The sequence below is a fragment of the Streptomyces sp. NPDC053076 genome (assembly GCF_044546845.1).
In the GTDB taxonomy this organism is placed as follows: domain Bacteria; phylum Actinomycetota; class Actinomycetes; order Streptomycetales; family Streptomycetaceae; genus Streptomyces.
In genome coordinates this window covers 1-19449 of the sequence record NZ_JBITZL010000013.1, presented here as the reverse complement: position 1 = coordinate 19449, position 19449 = coordinate 1, and the positions used below count along the sequence as shown (strand labels likewise).

The window sequence follows — 19449 nt, the reverse complement described above, 5'->3', positions numbered from 1 at the left end:
GGCGCCGGGCCGTCGCAGGCTCAGGTCGGGCATCGCGCATCGTGCAAAGGGGGTAGTGCGGCGTCCACCGCACGCCGCACTACCTCAAAGCTGACCGCCGCTGGTCGGCGGCCGGCCCCTATTGTCCGATGTTCCGGACGAAGTCGATGACGGCGTCGCGTACTTCGGCAGCCGTCCAGTCCAGACCGGCCTCGCTTACGGTCACTTCCGTAACGGAGACCCCTGGCGGCAGGCCCGGCTCCCACCAGGGCATCTGGAACACTGCGACCCCGCCTTCCTTGACCTGACGGGCAGCCGCGTCGTTCAACTTCTCGGCGGCGAAGGGAAGCCATACCTGGAACTGGTGGATGTGCGGCACCTCGGGCTGCACTTTGGACCACCCTAGCCCAGCCTCCTGAAACCCCTGTGCCATCGCGCGCGCGACCGCCTTCGCATGCGCTACGTACTCCGGCAGGCGTGGCAGCTCACGGTCGAGTCCGGCGAGCGCGGACAGCGCAGCGGGGAACTGATGAAAGACCCTCCCGCCGTAGCGGTGGCGCCAGATCCTGGCCTCCTTGATGAGCGAGCTCGGGCCGGCCACGACGGCACCGGAGAGGCCGTCAAGCGACTTGTAGAGCGAGACGTACACGGTGTCGGCCAGGGAGGCGATCTCCTGCAGCGGGCGCCCGAAGTGCGTAGTGCACTCGAACAGCCTGGCACCGTCGAAGTGCACGACAGCATTGCGTTCACGTGCCGCTTGGGTGACCTCGACCAGTTCCTCCCACGTGGGCAGCAGATACCCGGCGTCGCGCAGGGGCAGCTCCAGCATCAGTGTGCCGAACGGTTCCGGACAGGAGAGCACCTCCTCACCGGTCACCTGCCGTGGCGCCCCCGTCAGGCGAAGCGGGTTCAGATTGCTGACCCTGCGGAAGGCGTCCGCCTCGAAGACCTCGGGGTGGGACAGCGCATGAAGGGCGACGTGACTGTTTCCGGTGCGCTCTGCCCAACAGCGCAGGACGATCTGCTGCGCCATGGTGCCGGTCGGGAAGAAGGCCGCGTCTTCCTTGCCCAACAGCTTCGCGACCCGATTCTCCACCTCGGACACGACCCCGTCACCGTAGACATCGGTGGGCAGCGAGAGGTCATACGCACCAGGCGCCTGCTCGGCAAGCACGGCAAGCCGTTCCCCCAGGGACATGGTCGCCGACGGTCGGGCGAGGAGGCGCTTCGCCTGCCGCACAGTCCGCTGCTCCGGCTTTTCCGTGCCCGGCTCGTCTGCGCTGTCGGTTACCGCGGCCGTCTCCCCGTCGCTGCCGCCGACCTTGGTCATCCCGCTCACTACGTCACCTCCAGTACTGCCGGCTCCACCGGCCCACTCACATCGGTTCTCATCGGCGCCAGGGCTAGTCAGGGGCCCCAGGTGACGTCTCCCGTCCCGGTGGCCAGGGTGCGGCTCTGGCTGGTGCTGGCGGCTCGCTCAGACCCGGAGCCGCCGGGCGTGACGGTCAGTGCGGTCGTAATCCCGCCGAAGACGATGAGAACCGCTGCGGCGATCCGCGCGACACACTTGACCATCACAGAATTCCTCCCAGAAGCGGATTACGTGTCGGCTGCTTTCCCTGACATCTCGTCTTCAGCAAACCTGCCGATGCCTCTACTTTGATCAGCGGCAGGAGCGGAGGGAAGCGATCCGCAGTGGACGGAATATGCAGTGGCACAAGCCGTCCACCGGCCGTCCCGGGTCACTACGTGTCCCACCACGGCCCGGGCGTAAGCGTTGCCTTGCTGGACACAACGGTGAAGCCCTGCAGAGCAGCATGCTCCGCCACGGCCCGGCGGGAGGCACGAAAGGCGGCCTCTTCGGCGGTCGCCAGATCAGAGGAGACGATAAAGAAACCCAGCGTCGGCCCTTCCGGCGCGTCCAAATGAACGGAAATATGCTCTACCCCGTCGCCGCCTCCTAAGAACGGCACGAAAATATCGGCCACAGTGGAAGGCAGCACCGCACCAGCCGGAGCCCGAAGACGGACGTGAATGAGATACATGAACTCATGGTTCGCCCCCCGGATAACGCACACAACCGGCCAAGCAGGCAACTTTGTGCCATCGCATAAACAGGTCAGGCGTGCAGCATGATCCTTGCTGACCTAGAGTTGGCGAGCGGCAACGGCATGTACACGACTAGCGCAACCTGGGGGAGGTAGCCGTGCTCGACGTCTTGGGGCTCGACGCGCAAGCAGAAACCATCTACCGAGCCATGCTCAGCCACCCCAACGACGGGGTCACCGACCTGGCGACCCGCCTTCAGCTCTCCGAACAACAAGTCCGCGCCGGCCTGGACCGGCTCAGCGAACTCGCGCTGATCCACCCCTCGGCCCAGGAAGGAATCGGCTTCCGGACCATCAGTCCAGAAACCGCGATGGAAGCCTTGCTGGCCCGCCAGCAAGCCGAGCTCGCTGCACAGCAGATGCGCGTGGAGGCCTCGCGTGCCGCCGCTGCCAAGCTGATCGCAGAATGCTCCACCCTGCGCCCACGCGCGGTCGATGACGACTCCGAGCGGCTCATCGGCCCCGAGGCCATCCGCGACCGACTGGCGCAACTGGCCGAGGAGACCAAGCAGGAAATCGCAACATTCGCTCCGGGCGGCGCCCACTCGGCTGAGGACCTCCAGGCAAGCCGCATCCCCAACGCGGCCCTTCTCGAGCGCGGCGTACGCATGCGGACCATCTACCTCGACAGCGTCCGCAATCACCAGCCGACTCTGGACCATGTCCACTGGCTGAACGCCCGCGGCGGACAGGTCCGCACCGCGCCCACACTGCCCATCCGCATGATCATCTCTGATCGCCGGCAGGCGGTACTCCCCATCGACACCGTTGATGCTCGGGCAGGAGCCGTCATCCTGCACGGCGCCGGCACGGTCGCGGCCTTGTGCGCCTTGTTCGAGGGAGTATGGAGCAGCGCTGTTCCTCTGGGCACCATGCCGAAGCCCGATGCCAACGAGATGCCTCCGCAAGAACGCGCCGCACTCAAAATGCTTGCCCAGGGCTACACCGACGAGGCGATCGCCAAGCGGCTGGGAGTCTCGCCCCGTACTGCTCGCCGGATCGCAGCCGACCTCATGGAGCGGCTCGAGGCACGCAGCCGCTTCGAGGCCGGAGTCCACGCCGTGCAAGACGGCTGGCTCCCCTCATCACGGTGACGGCAGTCCCACCAGACAACAGCCCTTGGCCCCGCCTCCGACTCCCTGTGCTGTCAGGCAAGCCAGTGACAGTACAGGCGCAGGATCCCGGCCACACGAGCGGCCACTGCCTCAGCATGGGGCGGCACGCTTTCGTCACTGATGCCACGGATCAGATGCAGATGGAGGGACTGAAGCGTGGCGAAGGTATTGAATGCCCAGACCGGGGTGGGCCCGGGCCCTTCACCGTTGTGCAGGGCCGCCTCCACCACAGCCAGCCAACCGGTGGCCTGCTCGTGACCGAGGTCAGGTGCCTGCAGGATTCGCGTCAGCGCACGGGCAAGCCGTGCATCCTCCAACTGCACATACCGGTAGTCAGCCTGTCTGGCCGTCATCCTGCGCGCACACAGTTCGAGTAGTTCTGCGCGGCGGTTGGGCAGGACCCTCGCGAACGCGGCAGCAGCATCGGCACCGTGTGCGACGGCATGCAGCCAGCCCAGGGAGTCGTCCCAGCCACGGGTGTCCTGCTCGGCCGGATACCAGGTCGAGAAGGCGGCATACCAGCGCTCTGCCGCCGCCTGCGTCACAAGACCTGGAATGCTGTCTGCGCGTTTCAGGATCAGACAGAGAGTCAGCGGCGCGAAGCTCCTAGCCTGCACCTCCGGATGGGCGAGACGGCACGCAGCGGTGTCTCCAAGCTGCTCAAGGACTTCATCGAAACGTCCCTCGGCAATCCAGCGAGCGGCTGCAGTGTAGGCGAAGCCATCACGGATCTTAGGATCAGGCGAGATCAGCATCGCCAACAACTCGTCGGCGACCTGACGTGCCGGTACGGCCTTGGGAAAGGGGTAGCCGTCGGCAGCCATCGCCGGCCAGTCGACGAAGTCAACAGTCATCGCATCAAGTTTTCACATCACGGCGGCAGCCAGCAATGGGCTACGCCGACTGGAGCGTGGACACTGAGTGCCCCATCACCATGGGGTTCTGAGCGTTGCCCGGCGTCTCGTTGGATAATGCGCAAAGCCACGCCACCGCGCCTTACCGGCAGCGGCAGATGTCGCGCCCCATGCCCCCACCTGCGCGCTTGTGGAAGCTGACCGTGCCCGGCCGGGCACGGCGGAGCACCTGGCCGGACTGCCGGGCATCACGGCGCCCGACCTAGACCTGCCGGCCGCTGCGGCCGTGGCCCGGCACGACACCTGGGCGGCGGCGCACTGCCAGTACGCGACCCAGCCGACTCTGGACCGCCCCGATGGGGCGATCCACGCCACCACCGCCCCCGACCGGTGGATCGGCAAGCCGGAGATCGTCTACGCGCTTGCGGTGTCGGCCGTCGGCGGCTGAATGTATCCAGGCAGCAGAAGGCGCGGCGGGATGCTGTCGCGTGCAGGGCCTGCGCTACGGCCTGTCCCGGCTGGACGCCCTCCATCACTCGCGACTCGAAGACGCGGTGCGTGAGCTGATGCGTCGCGACGGCTGCTCTGTTGTAGTACCGCTGCGCTCATCTCGTCCGCGTGCTGCTCCCCTAGTCCGTGGGCCTTTTGCGATGCCAGCGGCTCCAGGCGCGCGCGGTTCCCCAGGCGACCGCGGCCACGATGAGGCCGGCGATGACGTTCTCGATGATGTTGTTCATGGGCATGCCTCCTAGGCGTCGGGCGGTCTGTCAGCCGAGCGACGCCAGGTTGTCGGGCGGTTGGGTGGACTACCGGGTCATGAGCCCGGCGGGCAGGCGGGGGCGCAGGAAGATGCGAGCTTCCTGCCGCAGGGGGATCTCGCGGGCGAAGTTCGCTGCGAGTTCGGTGCGGTGCCGGACCGGCTGAGGTACGTGCCGGTCCGGCTTGAAGCCGAGCATCCGGGAGAAGGCGTTCCACGCACGGGAGTCGGCGTTGGGGCCGGTGGCTGCGTGGTGGGCGGCGAGGAGATGCGCGGCAAGCGGGTCACCGGCGCCGGCGGCGAAGCGCCACCAGTAGGTTGCTGACTCGCGTTTGTCGAGGCTGTAGAGCAGACATCCGAAGGTCCGCGCGCCGGCCTCGTCGTAGTGGGCCGCGAAGGCTTCAAGGGTGTCGATCTCCGCTGAGCGCAGGACGGTGTTGCACAGTTCGATCACGTAGCTGAAGGCGAGGTACTGGCTGGCCTTCGGGTCGAAGGTGTTGATCGGGGTGGGGCGACGTCGGCGTGTGCGCGGCTGTAGATGGGGCCGGCCCTCCGGCCGGACCGTCCGTGGGGACGGCCCGGCGGTCGGCGGCGCCAGCTGGGTGATCTCCGTGGTCTCCTCCGGGTAGAGGGCGTCCGCGTCGGCGGCTGGACCTGCGGACGCGTACTGCACCCGGCTGGGTCGCTTGGCCTCGGACGCGAGCCGCGCGGCGAGGCGCTGCATGAAGCCTTCAGTGCTGTGCAGCATGACCTGCGCGCGGATCGCCTCCGCCTGGCGGGCCAGCAGTTCCATCGCGTCCTCCGTTCCCGCCCCGCCCAGAGACTGGTCCGGCCCCTCCGGGCCGTCTGCGGCCTCGGCGCGGCGGTCGGCCCTCTCGTGGACAGCCCTGGTCTGTTGGTTCAGGAGGTCTTCCGGCATCAGGAGTCCCCTTTCTCCTTAGCGAGTTCGGTGAGCAGCACCATCAGCTGTTTACGGCCGCGGTGCGCGTTCGTCTTCGCCGCGCTCACGGTGATGCTGACGATTTCGGCGACCTGTGCGTAGGGCAGCCCGACCACGTCGTGCAGCTGCACGCACTGAGCCTGGAGAGGTGAAAGGACCTCCAGAGCCTCCATCGCCCTGTCGAGATGGTCATATCGGCCCAGCTCCATCAGGGCTGAACTCATGGGCGTTTCGGGCACGAGATGCTCGTGGTCGGCGCGCCGCACGCTGCGGCGGCAGTAGTCGGTAATGGCGTCGTGCAGCATCTTGATCGCGAGACCCGACGGGTTGTCGGCCGCACGAATGCGTTCGATCTTGCGATGCATGTTGAGTACGGCGTTCATGACGGCGTCTTCGGCGTCGTGAAGGTTGCGCAGCCGGTACATGGCGATGCGCATGAAGGTAGCCATGTGATCCCGGAAGAAGATCTCGCCCTGGGGGTCGATCTCAGACGGCTCGGGGTCGGGACCGACAAGGTCGTGTTCTTTGCCGAACGGATCGTTCATCACTTCCCCCGCGCTGCCGGGCTGTCGCCGAAGATCAGCGGCGCAGCCGGGTGGCGCCGGCAGACGCATCGGCCACGCCGGCAACCGGCTCGGCCGAGGTTGGAGCAAGCCTGGTCGGCGGTGCCGAGGACAGACTCTTCGATGGCTCCGGAGCACGCAGTGGTCATCCGATAGGCGCAGGCCGAGCCGTACGCGTACCGGGTCCGAGTGGGCCCCACGAAGCCTCCTTCTTGATCCAGAACGAAGCCCGGCGGGCAACGGGTGTCAGCCGAGCGGAACAACGGCGCGTTCCGCCCCTGATGCCGTTCCGTACCCCCATCTGGGTTACAGCCCGACTCCACTTTCTTCGCACACACCGTTATCGGACAATCACATAAAGTCGCCTCACCAGCAACGACAGGTAACTCGAGTGACGCACATCACAAGTTGCGCCCCCGGGGGTGACCCGCGCACGCCCAGGCGCGAAGACGGAGCACAGTCCGCCGCGCCGGTGGAGACTCCCGCCGCTCCGGAGCGGCCCGCCCGTCCGGTCGGACGCCCCGCGACGCCGCGGCGCCCGGCAGCGAAGAAGGCGACGAAGCCGGGCGTCGACCCGCGCTTCCCGCACGGCCCGCTCGCCGTGCTGGACGGCGACGGCTCCGCGTACGGCGTCGACGGGATCGTGCTGGACTGCCCGGCGACCACATCCCGGAACTGGTGGAGTGGACGCTGCACGAGTCCGGCCTCGGTGCGCCGAAGCTCAACCGGTACGGCAAGGACTCCGACCCACTGATCGTCCTCACCGCCGCGGCCGCCGTGAAGCTCGGGCTGCCGGAACGCCTGGAGGTTCACGAGCAGCGCCGCTCCCTGCGCCTGCCGGAGGACCACCCGGTCGTCAAGCAGGTGGCGAAGGCCAAGTGGCAGCTCACGCAGCGCGGCTTCGGCCCGTGGGCGCGGATCTACCGCAAGGCGCAGGGCCGCGAGCGGCAGTGTGTGCAGCTGGCGATCCTGTCGTGGGACGCCCTCGATGAGCGGTCCTGGCCCGGTGTTGCCGGGATGGAGCCGGCCGACATCGCCCGCGTCCTCGGGGTGTACGCCCAGCGGGTCATCACCCCGCGCGGATCCACCGCCGTCTCGGCCTGGAACTGATGACGGCGCTGCGCCCGCCGACGAAGCCGGAGCGCGATGAGCAGACCGGCAACTGGATCTCGGGCCACAACCCGGGCCCGCTGGGAACGGAGCCGATGGACCCGGCGCCGCCGGAGGCCACCCCGGAGCACCCCGTCGTGGTGAACTCGGGCTGGACCGGCGGGTTCCTCAACGAGGAGGCGTACCAGTGGGTGCGGGTCGGTGGACTCGCTCAGCGATGAGAAGTGCATGATGCCCTTCGCGGTCGGCCTGGACCTCAACACCGCGTTCCTCGCCGCCGCAGCCCGCCTGGTCGTCGGCCTCAGCGCTCCCGACCACTTCCACGCCCCGAAGTTCAACCCGAAGTTCCCCGGCTCCTGGCTGGTCGACCTGTCCCACATCGAGCTGGACCCGCGCCTGCCCTCGCCGTTCACGCCGGACGGCTCCCGGCCGACGGGACCTGCCTGGTACCAGACGCACACCGTCGCCTACGCCCAGGAGCTCGGCTACGACGTCCACCCGATCGAGGCGTACCTGCGCCGCGAGACCGGCGCGTACCTGGACTGTACGACTTCGGGATGACCGTCACGGACAGCGGCACCACCCAGTACATGTGGGTCAACGATCCCGAGAACGGGCCGCGCTGGCCGATCACCTGAGGCACACCACTGACGGGCCGGCTCATACCGCAGCACGCCAGCCGTGGCCTGGGATTCCGGCGCCTACGGTTGGACGGCCAAGGAGCGGGGGAGGACTATGCAAACGACCTGCTTGACGACCGTGCGCTGATCGCGGTGTCGGCCGCAAGTCCGATCAGGACCCGTCCACGCGGCTGCCGCCGACCGAGGGCTACCGCTGCACATAGGTTACCGAATGGGTAGCGGGCGAGACCTGGTGGGGCCTGAGCATTGACGCCGAGGAGCAGGCCGCGCTCATGGAGGTCCTCGGTAGTTGCCCGAATGTGCCCATCTCGGTCAGCCTGGCTAGCTGACGTCCGGCATGGCCGCACCGGGCACTTGGACCGCGGCATGGCCGGGTGCGCATCCCATGGCATCGTGAGATGTCGCTTCACGTCTTCCCCCCACCGCAGGTACGGCAGACCTGGCTGGGGCGGTCTGGTCGGGCTCGGGAGGAAGGTCTGGGTCTGCCGAGCGTGCGGGGAGGGTGTCGGAGACGTCTTGTCGGCGGCTGCTTCGATCAGCTCGGGTGATCCGGTAGGCGAGGTCGGGCTCGCGCAGCCATCCCGCTCTTCGTGCACATGTTGATGCCGAGGTCGCTCACGTCTCGGGGCCGCTCGTTCCGCGTCTCGTGGACGTGGATGACCTTGTCCTTGTCGACGCTTTTGCCGTCCCAGAGTACTCCGAGATCGATCACTTCAGCCTCTTGACCTGGGGTTCCAAGTTGGGCGGTGACTCCTGTCTGGCCATCCAGCGCGGGCAGCTTGCATGCCTGTCGGTGCCACCTACTAGGGTTCTCATTCGCAACTCGCGATCATGATGGGCTCGCGGGCAGCAGAGCGAACGGGGAGGATCACGGGGGATGGGTTACACGATCCCGGGCTGGCTGGACGAGGTTCTCGACTTCATCGGGATCAACTTCCCGAACGTGGACGAAGACGACTACCGCGAAGTGGCCGACGCGATGCGGGAGTTCGCAGACACGTTCGAGGGACACGGCGGCAGCGCGCACCTCGCTGTGTCCCGGATCCTATCCTCGTCCGAGGGCTGGGCGGTCGACGCGTTCGAGAAGCACTGGAACCAGGTAAAGGCCAGTCATCTGGAAAAACTCCCAGAACTGGCCAGGCTGTTCGCGGACGCGTGTGACACGCTCGCCGAAATCATCTTTTGGATGAAGGCGAAGGCCGAGGCCGAACTCGCCGTAATGGCTGGGTCGGTGGGCCTGTCCATCGGCCTCGCCTGGGTGACCGGCGGTCTGTCGGCGGTGCTCGGTGCCGCCGAGATCCAGGCGATGCGACAGGCGGTGAAGCGGATCATCGACGAGGCCGTGGAGCGGATCGTCGACGAGGTGATCGCCAAGCTGACCGAGCCGGTCAACGCCAAGCTGGAGTCGATGGTCGAGGACATGGTGCTCGACCTGGCCGACGGCGCGTTCCACATGCCGGCCGCCGACGTCGGCGGTGGCGGGGGTGGAAAGCACGGCGGGGGCGGAATGCACATCGCCTCCGCCGGAGGTTTCTCGGGTGGAGGCGGCGCGCCGAAGCGCACGTACATCGACCACACCGAGTTCGAGGACGGCGCGGGTAAGGTCTCGCGGCACGGTAGTGACCTGCACACCGCCGCCTCCGACCCGCTGGGCCGGGCCCGGGGTGCGTTTGGCCGCAGCAAGGGCCGCGATCCGTTCACGCGGGCTTTCGACAGCGTGCTGCACGGCGCACTGAAGGGCACTGAGAAGGCCCTGAAGAAGATCGCCAAGCACATCACGGAGACCGTCCCGGACCGGGCGCGGGCGACTTCTCGTATCCACAAGGACACGGACCACGGCGTCCGCAGCAAGATCGATGCCATCATCGGGGGAAAGAAGGACGGTGACGGCCACGGCTCGGGCGGCCGCCCTCAAGCGGACGGCGGCCGGGGGCGGAAACTGCGGGACGGCCTCAAGCTGGCCTCGGCCCAACTTGCGCAACGGGCACGCGAGCTGAAGTGCAAGTATCTGGGCGGCGACCCGATCGACATGGCGACTGGGCAGATGATCCTTCCCCAGACCGATGTCGACCTGCCGGGAATGCTGCCCCTCATCCTGAAGCGCACGCATGCATCCGATTACACGGCGGGCCGTTTGTTCGGCCCGTCCTGGGCCGCGACGCTGGATGAACGGTTGGAGGTGGACGAGGCGCTGGGCGGGTATTGGTGGTATCGGGAGGACGGCTCGATGCTGGCCTACCCGCGCTTGCCTGATCTGCCCGGTGACCGGGTGGGTCCGGCCGAGGGCGTCCGGCTGCCGCTGACGTATGTCACACGGGGAACGAGCTACGTGCTGGCAGTGCTGGATCCCCACACCGGGCTGATACGCCACTTCGAGTCGGCAGCAGCCCACGAGGGGGTGTGGTGGCTGGTCGGCATCGAGGACCGCAACGGCAACACCACAACCATCGAGCGCGACGGATTCGACAGGCCGGTGACCGTCACGCACAGCGGCGGGTATCGCATCCAAGTCCACACCGACGCTGACCAAGACCGTGTCACGGGCCTGAGCGCGCTGACCGATGACGAGCCGATCAGACTACGCACGTTCGGTTACAACGCCGCCGGCGATCTGGTCGAGGTACGCAACGCGGTCGATGCCTGCTTGCACTTCACCTGCGACGACGCGCATCGCATCACCGGCTGGCGAGACTCGAACGACACCGAGATCAGCTTTGCCTACGACGCACGGGGCCGGGTGGTGGAGACCCGCGGGACCGACGGCATCCTCAATTCCCGCATTTCTTACGGCGAGCTGTCTCAAGACGGAAGCAGCACCGTCACGTACACCGACTCGCTGGGGCATGCCACCGTTTACCGATCCAATCGGTACGGTCAGATCATCGCGATGACCGACCCGCTCGGGCACACCAGCACCGAGCGATGGGACCACCACGACCAGTTGCTCGCCCACACCGACCCACTAGGCCGCACCACTCGCTGGGGATGGGACGAGAAGGGCAACCTCATCTCCCGCACCGAGCCCGACGGGACCATCACCCGCATTACCTACAACGAGCACAATCTGCCGATTGCACTCATCGCGCCGGATGGCACCACGGTCGGTCACGAGTACGACGAACGCGGCAACCGCACCGCTGTCATCGCCGCGGACGGCTTCGTGCACCGCGTCACCTACCACCCCACCGGCGCGCCGCGAAGCATCACCGACCCGTCCGGAGCGACGGTGCACATGACGACCGACGCGGCCGGGTTGACCATCGCCATGGAGGATGCCCGCGGCGCCCGCACCACCTGCCGGCGTGACGTCCTGGGCCGTCCCCTCGAAGTGCTCGATCCCCGGGGCCACCGCACCGTCTTCACCTGGGACTACGAAGGCCGCCTGACCTCACGCACAGCTCCGGACGGTGGCCGCGAGACGTGGGTGTGGGACGGCGAGGGCAACTGCCTGCGTCACACCGATCCCCTGGGCGCCACCACCGAAAGCACCTATGCACCCTTTGACCTGCTCGCCACCCGCACGACACCCGACGGTCTCACTCACACCTTCGGCCACGACACCGAGCGACGCCTCGTCCAGATCACCAACCCGGCCGGAATGACGTGGAGTTACCACTATGACGCCGCGGGACGACTGGCCAGCGAAACCGACTTCGACGACCGGAGCACCACCTACAAATACGACGCGGCCGGGCAGCTCATCCAGCGCACCAACGCGGCTGGCCAAACCATCGCCTTCGAGTACGACGCCCAGTCCCGCATCGCAGCCAGAACTGCCGACTCCAGTCGCAGCGTGTTCTCCTACGACCTCGGCTCACGTCTGGCTCAGGCCATCAGTCCACAATGCACGCTGGAGTTCTCCTACGACCGCGCAGGTCGACTGCTGAGCGAGACTGTGGACGGCGCCACCCTCCAACTCGGCTACGACGCGGCGGGCCGGCGTACCTCTCGCACCACCCCCACGGGCGCCCGCACGACCCTCACCTGGGACTCCGCCGGCAACCGAACCAGCCTCAGAGTCGACGACCGGCATACCATGACCTTCGAGCATGACCTGCTCGGCCAGGAGACCGCACGCGTCGTGGGCGAACACCTCCGCCTCACCTCGGCCTGGGACGAGGTCAACCGCCTCACCCACCAGGACCTTTCGATAGCCAGCGGTCGCCGCCTGCGCGCCCGCAGCTACACCTACCGGGGCGACGACCACCTCACCGCCGTCACCGAACACGTCACACAGCACAGCACCACCTACGATCTCGATCCGATCGGCCGCCCGCTTCAGGTCGCCACGCCAGCAGGCACAGAGATCTATGCCTACGATGCAGGCGGCAACCAGATCTCCGCCACATGGCCGGACCGCGTCGCCGACCCCGCCGTCCGCGGTGAGCGCCACTACACGGCAACCCGTCTCCTGCGCGCCGGCCACACCCACTACCGCTACGACGCCGCCGGCCGCCTCGTCGAACGCGTCAAGAAGCGCCTGTCCCGTAAACCCGACACCTGGCAGTACACCTGGGACGCCGAAGATCGCCTCACCTCCTGCACCACCCCCGACGGCATCACCTGGCACTACCGCTATGACCCGCTGGGCCGCCGCACAGCCAAGTACCGCCTCACAGACGACGGTTCGACAATCCTCGACGAGACCCGCTTCACCTGGGACGGCACCCACCTTGCCGAACAGACCACCAGCGCCACCGGCGCCACCCTGACCTGGGACTACGACGGCTTCACGCCCCTGGTGCAGTACGAGCGCAAACCTCTCTCCGACGGCGAGGTCGACGCCCGGTTCTTCGCCATCGTCACCGACCTTGTCGGCACCCCCAGCGACCTCGTCGACGAAGACGGCGCCATCGCCTGGCGCAGCCGCACCACCACCTGGGGGACCACCGCGGTCGCCTCGAATGCCACCGCCCACACCCCACTGCGCTACGCCGGCCAGTACGCCGACCCCGAGACCGGACTCCACTACAACTACCTGCGCCACTACGACCCGGAAACCGCCCGCTACATCAGCCCCGACCCGCTGGGCCTGCTCCCGGCACCCAACCCGATCGCCTACGTCATTAATCCGCTCACCTCGAGCGACCCCTTGGGCCTGGCACCGGACGGCTGCACCGACAAGGGCGGCTGGTACGGCGGCATGACTCCCGCCCGCGACGGCAACGAGATCAACCACATGCCGGCGAAGTCCGCCTATAAACATCTCGTCGACCCCAAGCTCACCCCGCACATGGGCCCCGCCATCCGCATGGAGAAGCGAGACCACCGCAATGTAACGAGCACCGGATACGGTGCCGCGGCCAGACAATGGCAGCAAAAGCAGCGCGACCTCATCAACGCCGGACGCTTCGACGAAGCGATGAAGATGGACATCGACGACATCCGACGCCTCTACGGCACCAAGTACGACCAGCACATCGCCGATATGGTGGCAAGCCTGCCCAAGAACAAGGCGCTGCAGGAGCTCCTCGCCAAGAACGGCTGGACCATCAACTACGACATCTTGAAGTAGGAGGACAAGCACATGGATCTAGCAGTACAGCCGCCCCAGGGAGTCGGCGATATCCGGTTCGGCGAGGAGTTCACCACCGTTGCCGAACGACTGCGGCCTCTCGGCGACCTGAAGGTCGCGGCGCCAACCCCGGGCAACACTGCGTTCAAGGCCACCCTCGGACTGCCCGATTTCGAAATCACTGTCCTGGTGGACGACGGCACTCACGTCACCGGCGTCGAAGTGTGGCGTTTCGAGCACGACGACGCGGACGTCCACGTCACCTTCGGTGACCTGGACCTTTTCCGCACCCCGGCCCGGGAACTTGCGGCCCGCATCGAAGAGATGGGCCACGACAGCGACTCCCCTGAACCTGAAGTCACGATCTTCCCGGAACTGTCCCTGCTCCTCTCCCGCGACACCAGCCGCGACGTTCCACTGGATGACACAGACGGCCTGCCACTGTATGTCCACTACGTTCTCGCCGCCCCTGCGGGCTATTTCGACTAAGGGCTGTTTCTCGGATCTCCCACGGTGATCATTGTTTGAGGGTCACGCTGGTGGCATGGGGCCGGGGTGATCTGACGAATGCGGAGTGGCGGCGGCTGGAGCCGTTGTTGCCGCCGATCGGGCTGCGTGGTGGTCGGTGGGCTGATCACCGGCGGGTGGTCAACGGTGTGCTGTACCGCGTCCGGACCGGAGTGCAGGAGCGGGCCTGGCGCTACAGCACGGCGAGCTTCCTGGAACTGCGCTTGCCCGGCCCGACGGTCGCCGCGCTGCTGCGGGGCGACGAACAGGACATCCACGGTCTCCACGTCGTCGCCCCCGGCCCGCCGCCCTCCAGCGCCTCCACCTCTCGGCTGCGCGGCCAGCAAGAGTGGGACCGGGTGACCACGCCGTGGCCGCGCACCGAGTGGACCATCAACCGGGACGCCAACACGCTCCAGCCCGGCCACGACCTGCTGGTCGGGGACGGCCCCTCTTTCCTGAACTTCGACCAGGCCCTCAGCTCCTTCCTCTACCAGCGCCCCCACGACAGCAACGCGGGCCGCTCGGACCTGTGGCGTATCGCCCTGCCGCAGCGTGCGGGCTGGCTGTCACAGATCACCATCGGGCCCGACCTGCTGACGGCCGTCGTCGACGGCGAGGCGCTGGACGGCGCGGTACTCGAGCTGAGCTGGGCGGCGGGCAACGACCTTCAGCACGTCGACGGCGCCGGCGCCTACCGCTTCGCGTTGCCCGACGGACTCGCGCACGACAGCCTGCTGATGCTCCGCCGCGAGGATCAGTGGCTGGACTGGCGCCACTTCCCGGCTCCCACGTACGGGCCCGCCCGCCATGCCTCGGTCGTCTGGGAGCAGCCCGGCCCGGAGCTGGAGCTTCTCCTGGTGAACGGGGAGGGAAAGCACCTGGAGTGCAAACAGGAGGTCCCGGAGGGCGACTCGCGGAAGAAGATGCTCAAGACCATCGCCGCCTTCGCATCGCAGGACGGCGGCACCGTCCTGATCGGGGTCCGCGACGACCTGCAGATCGTGGGCCTGCCCGAGAAGCCGACCGTCGACAAGCAGGAACTCCAGGTCGTCGGCATGATCCGGGACAGCGTGGAACCAGCGCCGCCGTACGAGTCACGCGTGATCGACCGCGACGGCAAGAAGGTCCTCGCGATCGAGGTCTCCGGCGGGGGCCAGATGTACGCCTACCGCGACCGTGACTCACAGCGCCCGGAGTTCTACGTCCGCGTCGGCCCGAACACGGTGCCCGCGCGCCACCATGAGATCGCCGCCGGATTCCAGCAGGCTCCGACCGCCACAACGTTCTGAGAACCGCCGCACCGGCGATGGCATCGGAGCAGGGGAACCCTTGCCGGGCACCTGCGGTACACCTGGCGGCATGAAGTTGAGCGACCTCAGTTCGCTGATGGCACGCCGTGAAGACGGCGGCCTCAGCTATGACCGCTTCCGCGCCGACCCTGTACTGGCTTCCCTGCACTGGCCAGACGACGTCCTTGAGCAGTTTCTCTTCGATCACGGGGACAACGCCGCTTTCGTGTCCGACTACGGCAGCATCGACCTGGACGAGGTCAGATGGCGGCTGGAGACGATCCCGGCCGCGGACTTCGTTGGGATGCCGACCGGAGAGTCCGATGCCGGCTGCATCGAGAGCTACGCCGAGAACCCGGTGTACTGGGTCAAGGTTCGCCGCCCCGAGGTGGGTCGGCACTGGGAAGAGCACGGGACGTGGCTACGCCCGCCGATCCTGATCGTCCGACGCCTGCTGGACCCATCAGACAGCGGGCTGCAAGTCGTGGAGGGCAGGACACGCGTTGGTGTCCTGCGCGGCCGCCTGCGCGAGGGTCTGCACGTCGCGTCCCACCATCAAGCCTGGGTTGGGCACGCGTGACAACGCTTCGCGCACCACAGTGCGTACGCTGCGAGCGTTTGACCGTTCTTCGAGGAAGAGCTGCGGATGACTGAGAACCCGTCGGTGCCCGGACCGCGCCGGGACCTGGCGATGCACAACGACTGGTGGGCGTCGGGCTGGGACCACGTCCTGCCCCGCCAGGGCTTCCCGCTGACGATGCTGATCGGGACCGCGAGTCAGCCCGGTTTCACCGGCTCCCTGGACGACCTCCTGCAGGAACTCTTCGACGGCCACTGGGACATGATCGGCGGCGACCTCGACGGCGCGCTCACGTTCTCGTGGCCCGATGAGGAATGGGACTACGAGGAGGCGCCGGAGGGGCGCGAAGCGAACGAGGCACATCGCTGGGAGAAGTTCGGCGCCATGCTCACGGCCGCCGGCTACCCGGTGCCCAAGACCGTGCGGGACCTGTCCGAGCTCTACCTCACGTGGGGCCTGGCGCGCCGCGAGGAGACGCCGGACGGCACCCGATGGTCGATGCCCGCCGCGCTGCCGTCGCCCGGTGACCTGCTGCCCCTGGACGCCGACCTCGCCAAGCGGCTCGACCGCATCCCCTGGACATTGCGCACCGGCCCCCTCGTCGACGGGCTCATCAACCACTTGGTCGACGACCTGGGCGAACCGCAGGAGATCCTCACCTCCCTGGACCGACTGGCGGCCGCCACCAGCCAAGATGCCGACGACGTCCGCATCGCCCTCGCTGAGCTCGTGCAGTCCGGGGACGCCCGCGTGCAGCGCGGCGAGGAACCGGCCGATGTGGAACGCCTGGAGGCGCACCAGCGCTTCCGCCTGGTCATGGACTGGGAGCACTTCCACGCTAACCGCATCCAGGTGAGCCGCGGGTGACCGAGGCCGCGCACGGCACCGTGGGGACCAGCGACACGCGCCTGATCGTGATCCGGGGCAACAGCGCCTCAGGGAAGTCGTCCGTCGCGGCCGGCCTGCGCGAGAAGTTCGGCCGCAACCTCGCGATCGTCGGCCAGGACAACCTGCGCCGGAACGTGCTGCGCGAACGCGACCGGCCCGGCGGTGCCAATATCGGCCTGATCGACCTCACCGCCCGCTACGCCCTCGACAACGGCTTCCACGTCGTTCTGGAGGGCATCTTGTACGCCGACCGCTACGGCACGATGCTGCAGAACCTGGTGCGCGCCCACCAGGGCGTCACACGGTGCTACTACCTCCACGTGCCCTTCGAGGAGACGGTGCTCCGGCACGCGACGAAACCAGATGCCGAGTACCTTGCGCACGTCAACGAGGGCCACCTACGCGGCTGGTACCGAGAGATGGACCTGCTGCCCAACGGCCTGGAGACCGTCATCGACGCGGCCAGCACCCTGGACGACACGGTCCAACAGATCCTCTCCGAGAGCGGCCTGGACGGTATTTCCCCGATCGACCGCTGAGGGGCGCCACCGCAGGTACGGTCAGCTTCACGGCAGGCAAGACGGCACACACCACCGGACCCAGGGGGGCCAATGGGCGTGGAGAACGGACCGCAGAGCATCCCGTGGGGCGGCGAGTGGCGACGACACCTCCGCTCCGATGCCGAGATGGATCTCGTGCGCTCGGGATGCGCCGTGTCGAATGCCCGACCTGCAAGGCGGCCGCAGGGCGGCCCTGCCGCACCGCGGGCGGCCGCCCGACCAACGAACACCGTGCACGCCGTGACGCCGTCGGCCCCATCCCGTACGCGAAGTGGCGAAAGGAGGGCCTCATTCCGGAGCAGCGGACGTACACGATTCCGGCTGTGCTCAAGGAGTCGGAGAAGGCCCGCGCCGACTTCAACGTGGACACCGCCCTGGCCGACGGTGTGGCGGTCGTACGCATGTTCCTCGCCGACCGGCTCGGGTTGTTCCTCCAGGGCGAGGAGGCCATGGACCGCATCGACGACGCCGTGCGCAAACTGATCGAGGTCCGCGGCCCGGTGGGGACGGCCGACGTGGTCACGGTCCTCGCCAGCCAAGTCGCCTCGCTGCTGGCTGCGAACGCCGGACCCGACGGCGATCCGGAGGTCCTGTTCGACACGATGATCCGCGCGCAGATCGACATGGTCCGCAGGATGAATGCGATCGAGAAGGAACGAGCCGACGGCTGACCGGCCCTCACTGATGTAGTGCCACCCACTAACCTCCTGCCGACGCAGTACCAACGTGCACGCCGGCAGTGTCCCGTTCGAGCGAAGGGCTGAGCTGTGCCCGACCGACCTGAAATCGTCTGCATCTGCGGCTCCACCCGGTTCGTGGACGAGATGCGTGCGGTGAATCGTGATCTGACCTTCGCCGGGATCATTGTTGTCGCGCCAGGTGAAGCAGACGAGTTGATCACCGACAAGCAGAAGACGGCTCTGGACGCCCTCCATCTGCGCAAGATCGACCTGGCAGACCGGGTTCTGGTCGTCAACCCTGGCGGCTACATCGGCGAGTCCACGCGCAGGGAAATCGACTATGCCCAGGCCACCGGCAAGCCGATTTCGTTCACCGATCCCGCCCCCGCTGCAACGTAGCTTGCCGGAGGGCGCTGTCACGTTGTTGGGTAGGTGCTGATGGCACGTCGTGGCGTGGTGGAGCCCGGTTCCGGGCTGTGGACAGACCGCGGTGGCGAGCCCGGCGACGCCGGTGATCTGCTCCCAGATTGCGAAGCGGACGGTCATCTCGGCGCCGTAGTCGTGTGCAGGCATCAGATGGCGGCGGGGCCGGAAGTGGGGCGAGATACCACTGAACGCGGACAGGAACCGCTGGGCCCTGCCCACTGAGCGGAAGCCCTTCATCGCCCGTTCGCGCTGCCTGGTGGGTTGGTGGCTGTTCTCCGCCCGGTTGTTCAGGTACTTCGACTGGCGGTGCTCGACGCAGGGCATGACTTCGCGGCGGGCGGCGCCGTAGCAGCGGAGCTTGTCGGTGACGATCACCCGTGGCACCGTTCGGCTCTTCTTCATCAGCCTGCGGAAGAAGCGCCAGGCCGCGGCCTTGTCCCGGCGGTTCTGCACCAGGATGTCCAGGACGTTGCCGTCCTGGTCGACGGGCCGCCACAGGTACTTCTGGTCCCCATTGATCTTGATGAAGACCTCGTCCAGGTGCCATTTGCCACCCGGCCGAGGCTGCCGACGGCGCAGCGCGCCTGCGTAGGTCTGCCCGAACTTGCCGCACCAGCGGCGCACCGTCTCGTAGGAGACGACGATCCCGCGCTCGAGCATGAGCTCCTCAACCTCGCGGAACGACAACGGGAAGCGGAAGTACAGCCACACACAGTAGGAGATGACCTCGACCGGGTACCGGTGCCCCTTGTACGACGGCGACACGGCCCCCACAGGCAGCCCCCTCCAGCACGACCAACCAAAAGATCATCCCACCGGTCAGCCAACGTGGCAGTGCCCGTCAAGGCATTCCGCGTCCTCGTTTCCGTGTTCACCATTGCCGACACTCGCCGCCGCGAGACGTACTGCAAAGGCGCCTGCGGGCATCCAGGCA

16 protein-coding genes and 4 pseudogenes are annotated in these 19449 nt (G+C 67.4%); 13 read left to right on the top strand and 7 right to left on the bottom strand.

Translation table 11 applies throughout. The annotated features are described in order from the left end of the window. Positions 1 to 118 precede the first annotated feature (118 nt). From ACIGYR_RS35495 to ACIGYR_RS35485, 3 genes are all read right to left on the bottom strand, one after another. On the bottom strand, positions 119 to 1309 hold the full coding sequence (locus ACIGYR_RS35495; protein WP_399608780.1) for a threonine aldolase family protein: 1191 nt from the start codon (positions 1307 to 1309) through the stop codon (positions 119 to 121). A gap of 77 nt (positions 1310 to 1386) precedes the next feature. Beyond that, positions 1387 to 1554, bottom strand: coding sequence for a hypothetical protein (locus ACIGYR_RS35490; protein WP_399608783.1), 168 nt, complete (start codon positions 1552 to 1554; stop codon positions 1387 to 1389). Between the two features lie 170 nt (positions 1555 to 1724). Next, positions 1725 to 2024, bottom strand: coding sequence for a hypothetical protein (locus ACIGYR_RS35485; RefSeq protein WP_399608785.1), 300 nt, complete (start codon positions 2022 to 2024; stop codon positions 1725 to 1727). A gap of 161 nt (positions 2025 to 2185) precedes the next feature. On the opposite strand from ACIGYR_RS35485, the gene ACIGYR_RS35480 reads away from it, so the two are divergent. Next, the gene (locus ACIGYR_RS35480; protein ID WP_399608787.1) at positions 2186 to 3181 is read left to right on the top strand and encodes a helix-turn-helix domain-containing protein; all 996 of its coding nucleotides are present in this window, start codon (positions 2186 to 2188) and stop codon (positions 3179 to 3181) included. A gap of 53 nt (positions 3182 to 3234) precedes the next feature. Here the strand turns inward: ACIGYR_RS35480 and ACIGYR_RS35475 are convergent, their stop codons facing one another. Next, positions 3235 to 4056 (bottom strand): DUF2785 domain-containing protein, encoded by an 822-nt coding sequence (locus tag ACIGYR_RS35475; RefSeq protein WP_399608790.1) that lies wholly within the window; start codon positions 4054 to 4056, stop codon positions 3235 to 3237. Between the two features lie 169 nt (positions 4057 to 4225). On the opposite strand from ACIGYR_RS35475, the pseudogene ACIGYR_RS35470 reads away from it, so the two are divergent. After that, positions 4226 to 4504 (top strand): annotated as a pseudogene (locus tag ACIGYR_RS35470) (hypothetical protein); the annotation flags it as partial. A 358-nt stretch (positions 4505 to 4862) separates the two neighbouring features. Here ACIGYR_RS35470 and ACIGYR_RS35465 read toward each other — a convergent pair. Next, entirely contained in the window at positions 4863 to 5732 is an 870-nt protein-coding gene (locus tag ACIGYR_RS35465) for a hypothetical protein (RefSeq protein ID WP_399608793.1), read from the bottom strand. Beyond that, positions 5732 to 6298, bottom strand: coding sequence for an RNA polymerase sigma factor (locus ACIGYR_RS35460; RefSeq protein ID WP_399608794.1), 567 nt, complete (start codon positions 6296 to 6298; stop codon positions 5732 to 5734). The genes ACIGYR_RS35465 and ACIGYR_RS35460 overlap by 1 nt, the downstream gene beginning before the upstream one ends. A gap of 487 nt (positions 6299 to 6785) precedes the next feature. Here ACIGYR_RS35460 and tap point away from each other — a divergent pair. From tap to ACIGYR_RS35410, 10 genes and pseudogenes are all read left to right on the top strand, one after another. Continuing rightward, a pseudogene (tap, locus tag ACIGYR_RS35455) lies at positions 6786 to 7969 on the top strand (telomere-associated protein Tap); the annotation flags it as partial. A gap of 975 nt (positions 7970 to 8944) precedes the next feature. Further along, positions 8945 to 13582: a DUF6531 domain-containing protein gene (locus ACIGYR_RS35450; protein WP_399609033.1), complete on the top strand. Its 4638-nt coding sequence runs from the start codon at positions 8945 to 8947 to the stop codon at positions 13580 to 13582. Between the two features lie 12 nt (positions 13583 to 13594). After that, positions 13595 to 14071, top strand: a complete 477-nt coding sequence (locus ACIGYR_RS35445) for a hypothetical protein (protein WP_399609035.1) — start codon at positions 13595 to 13597, stop codon at positions 14069 to 14071. Positions 14072 to 14121: 50 nt separating this feature from the next. Further along, positions 14122 to 14274, top strand: a pseudogene (locus tag ACIGYR_RS35440) (transposase); the annotation flags it as partial. 555 nt (positions 14275 to 14829) lie between these two features. Continuing rightward, entirely contained in the window at positions 14830 to 15381 is a 552-nt protein-coding gene (locus ACIGYR_RS35435) for a helix-turn-helix domain-containing protein (RefSeq protein ID WP_400014416.1), read from the top strand. A gap of 70 nt (positions 15382 to 15451) precedes the next feature. Further along, entirely contained in the window at positions 15452 to 15961 is a 510-nt protein-coding gene (locus tag ACIGYR_RS35430) for a hypothetical protein (protein WP_399609036.1), read from the top strand. Between the two features lie 66 nt (positions 15962 to 16027). Further along, the gene (locus ACIGYR_RS35425; RefSeq protein WP_399609038.1) at positions 16028 to 16828 is read left to right on the top strand and encodes a DUF6042 family protein; all 801 of its coding nucleotides are present in this window, start codon (positions 16028 to 16030) and stop codon (positions 16826 to 16828) included. Next, positions 16825 to 17388, top strand: coding sequence for an AAA family ATPase (locus ACIGYR_RS35420; RefSeq protein WP_399609040.1), 564 nt, complete (start codon positions 16825 to 16827; stop codon positions 17386 to 17388). Before ACIGYR_RS35425 ends, ACIGYR_RS35420 begins: the two co-directional genes overlap by 4 nt. Positions 17389 to 17732: 344 nt before the next feature. Next, complete coding sequence (locus tag ACIGYR_RS35415) at positions 17733 to 18080, top strand: hypothetical protein (protein ID WP_399609041.1); 348 nt, start codon at positions 17733 to 17735, stop codon at positions 18078 to 18080. 96 nt (positions 18081 to 18176) lie between these two features. Continuing rightward, a complete protein-coding gene (locus ACIGYR_RS35410) occupies positions 18177 to 18488 on the top strand; it encodes a hypothetical protein (RefSeq protein WP_399609043.1) in 312 nt (103 codons plus the stop codon). A gap of 120 nt (positions 18489 to 18608) precedes the next feature. Here ACIGYR_RS35410 and ACIGYR_RS35405 read toward each other — a convergent pair. After that, positions 18609 to 19289: pseudogene (locus ACIGYR_RS35405) on the bottom strand (IS6 family transposase); the annotation flags it as partial. Between ACIGYR_RS35405 and ACIGYR_RS35400 the strand changes: the two are divergent. Beyond that, positions 19257 to 19449: DUF5958 family protein (locus ACIGYR_RS35400; protein ID WP_400014414.1), on the top strand; the 193-nt coding region annotated here is incomplete at its 3' end. The pseudogene ACIGYR_RS35405 and the gene ACIGYR_RS35400 overlap by 33 nt on opposite strands.

Coding starts and splice junctions, on each gene's coding strand:
- ACIGYR_RS35495 (WP_399608780.1), bottom strand. CDS start 1,309: ATGACCAAGGTCGGCGGCAGCGACGGGGAGACGGCCGCGGTAACCGAC.
- ACIGYR_RS35490 (WP_399608783.1), bottom strand. CDS start 1,554: ATGGTCAAGTGTGTCGCGCGGATCGCCGCAGCGGTTCTCATCGTCTTC.
- ACIGYR_RS35485 (WP_399608785.1), bottom strand. CDS start 2,024: ATGTATCTCATTCACGTCCGTCTTCGGGCTCCGGCTGGTGCGGTGCTG.
- ACIGYR_RS35475 (WP_399608790.1), bottom strand. CDS start 4,056: ATGACTGTTGACTTCGTCGACTGGCCGGCGATGGCTGCCGACGGCTAC.
- ACIGYR_RS35465 (WP_399608793.1), bottom strand. CDS start 5,732: ATGCCGGAAGACCTCCTGAACCAACAGACCAGGGCTGTCCACGAGAGG.
- ACIGYR_RS35460 (WP_399608794.1), bottom strand. CDS start 6,298: ATGAACGATCCGTTCGGCAAAGAACACGACCTTGTCGGTCCCGACCCC.
- ACIGYR_RS35450 (WP_399609033.1), top strand. CDS start 8,945: ATGGGTTACACGATCCCGGGCTGGCTGGACGAGGTTCTCGACTTCATC.
- ACIGYR_RS35445 (WP_399609035.1), top strand. CDS start 13,595: ATGGATCTAGCAGTACAGCCGCCCCAGGGAGTCGGCGATATCCGGTTC.
- ACIGYR_RS35435 (WP_400014416.1), top strand. CDS start 14,830: ATGCTCCGCCGCGAGGATCAGTGGCTGGACTGGCGCCACTTCCCGGCT.
- ACIGYR_RS35430 (WP_399609036.1), top strand. CDS start 15,452: ATGAAGTTGAGCGACCTCAGTTCGCTGATGGCACGCCGTGAAGACGGC.
- ACIGYR_RS35425 (WP_399609038.1), top strand. CDS start 16,028: ATGACTGAGAACCCGTCGGTGCCCGGACCGCGCCGGGACCTGGCGATG.